General features: G+C 59.0%; 1 protein-coding gene and 2 pseudogenes. 1 reads left to right on the forward strand and 2 read right to left on the reverse strand.

What is annotated here, in order from left to right; translation table 11 throughout:
* A pseudogene (locus G454_RS21945) lies at positions 1 to 296 on the forward strand (IS200/IS605 family accessory protein TnpB-related protein); the annotation flags it as partial.
* 376 nt (positions 297 to 672) lie between these two features.
* Here G454_RS21945 and G454_RS0115040 read toward each other — a convergent pair.
* Positions 673 to 1,650: a hypothetical protein gene (locus G454_RS0115040; protein ID WP_027719227.1), complete on the reverse strand. Its 978-nt coding sequence runs from the start codon at positions 1,648 to 1,650 to the stop codon at positions 673 to 675.
* Between the two features lie 142 nt (positions 1,651 to 1,792).
* Positions 1,793 to 1,945, reverse strand: a pseudogene (locus tag G454_RS21670) (electron transfer flavoprotein subunit alpha/FixB family protein); the annotation flags it as partial.

A 1,945-nucleotide genomic window follows, 5' to 3' on the forward strand; every position in this document is an offset into this window, starting at 1 on the left:
ACGCGGTTCCGGTGCACTGCGCGGCGGCGCTGGTCACAGGCCGCCGGGCGATGGGTTTCAGGGAACGGGTGACCAAAGAGCTCAGGCAACTGGTAACCCGAATTAAGCAGCACCTGGCCCCAAAGGTCAGTCCCGACATACCGAGGGAAGGAGAAGGAATGATCCGCAGGGTCAAGGCCTGCCTGAGGCGGCTGGAGCGGAAGATGGCGGTACACAACGGGCTCACTTTGGAGCAGCAGGAGGCGTTTTACTCCGTTTGGCACGACTTCAGGGAACTGGCCTTGGCGCTGCGGTGACCCCGTTTAGCCGGTGTCGGACAAACCGGTAGGCGGTCCTAATAGGACGCGGGAGGCGGGGTTAACCCTCCGCCGGGAGGTGAACACAATCTGGTGGAAGCTTTTGCTTCTCCGCTGTTAAGCGGTCCGTGCCGGTTGTGGTCTTCCGGTGCAGCACTCCCGTCCGGGTGGGGCTCCCGGGCCTAGGTCCCCTGTCGCCCTGCCCCTCGGAGGGCAAATCAAGTATCCGGAAAGGAGGCGAATGCCTGGTCTGGGGGCCGGCCTGACTGGGATTTCAAAACGGTCGGGTTCTTTGAACCAGGTCATGAATCCCCCGCACGAAAAAAGCAGCGGTTTGGATTGACCGCTGCTTTTTTCATGTCCCGGAGGGTTATTTTTAGGGGTCAATGGTATCCTGGAGCTTGAAGCCGTCAATGGTGACTTCAAAAATCCTCGAGCCGGAAGCAGTTCTCCTGAACTGGATGTCGCAGGCCGTCTGGCTGTCCCGGAGGACGCCGTTTTCGTCGGTGAACTCAAGGGGCACATGGAAGGTAACAGTTTTCAGGGTCAGCGGGTCCGTAAACTCGATGTCGTCCAGGCTGCCGGCAAAGCCGCCGATGTCGCCGAAGTCGGCCTCGCCGTTGGCGCCGGTTACCCTAGTGATGGTCACCGTGCCGTCAACCCTGCGCGTGAGCCTCACGGTAACACCGGCAATGCCCGTGCCGTCGGCGTTAAGCAGTCTGATGACGGGCGGGTCCTGGCACAGCTGCGGCGGGAAGTTGCGGTCGGGCGGGCACTCGAAGCCGTCCCTGCCGGGGACGCAGGGCACCTTTTCGCAGAAGCCGTAGCTGGGCACGAGCAGCTTGACGAGGGCCTTGATCTGAACTTCCTTGCACACCGGCACGCTGCAGCAGATGCGCGTGGGGATTTGCTGCAAGGGGTTGCCCGGTATGATGTGGCAGCTGCAATTGCCCACGCTCAAGACCTGGCACTGCACGAAAGTGCCCGGAGGCGCCCACATAAACACCTGCTTTATGTTGTCCAGGGTTATGGTACCGCTGCAGATTACGGTGGTGTCCACAAGGACTTCCACCTTCACGTCAACGGTCTGTAGCAGGATGACGTTGCGGAAAAAGGGCGGGTTAAAAGGGCCGAAGCCCAACACAAGGCACTGGGCGCTGTCCGGCACCACCGTGCACCTGACCGTAGCGCCCGGCGGCAAGGGATCCAGACAGCCAATTTGGGTGACGTTGATACATCCGCTGACCTCGTCCTCCTGCACGCACATGTCGTAAACTTTGAAGACCTCAATGCAATCTTTCTCCGTCGGTTCTGGGCACCTGCCCTGCGGGCACTTGCCTGGCTTAATGGCCATATACCTTTCTCCCCTCTTATTGGTTTTGATACCAGCATATGCCACGCCTTGGCAAAACGTGACAAAAAAATTAGCCCCACCCAAATGGGGCTATTGTCCGACACTGCACACCCTAATTCTAGTTACAAAAACCTGCTTTTTTTTATTCCTTGCCCAGGAGCTTCTTGAACTCCTTGGTCAGAAGGGGCACGATTTCAAAGAGGTCCCCTACGATGCCGTAGTCGGCCACCTTAAAGATGTTGGCCTCGGGGTCCTTGTTGATGGCCACGATGACCTTGGACGAGCTCATGCCCGC

This window comes from Desulfovirgula thermocuniculi DSM 16036 (assembly GCF_000429345.1).
Lineage (GTDB): Bacteria > Bacillota > Desulfotomaculia > Desulfotomaculales > Desulfovirgulaceae > Desulfovirgula > Desulfovirgula thermocuniculi.

Bases quoted from the DNA above. Each gene is read 5' to 3' on its own strand.
- G454_RS0115040 (WP_027719227.1), bottom strand. From the start codon at position 1,650: ATGGCCATTAAGCCAGGCAAGTGCCCGCAGGGCAGGTGCCCAGAACCG.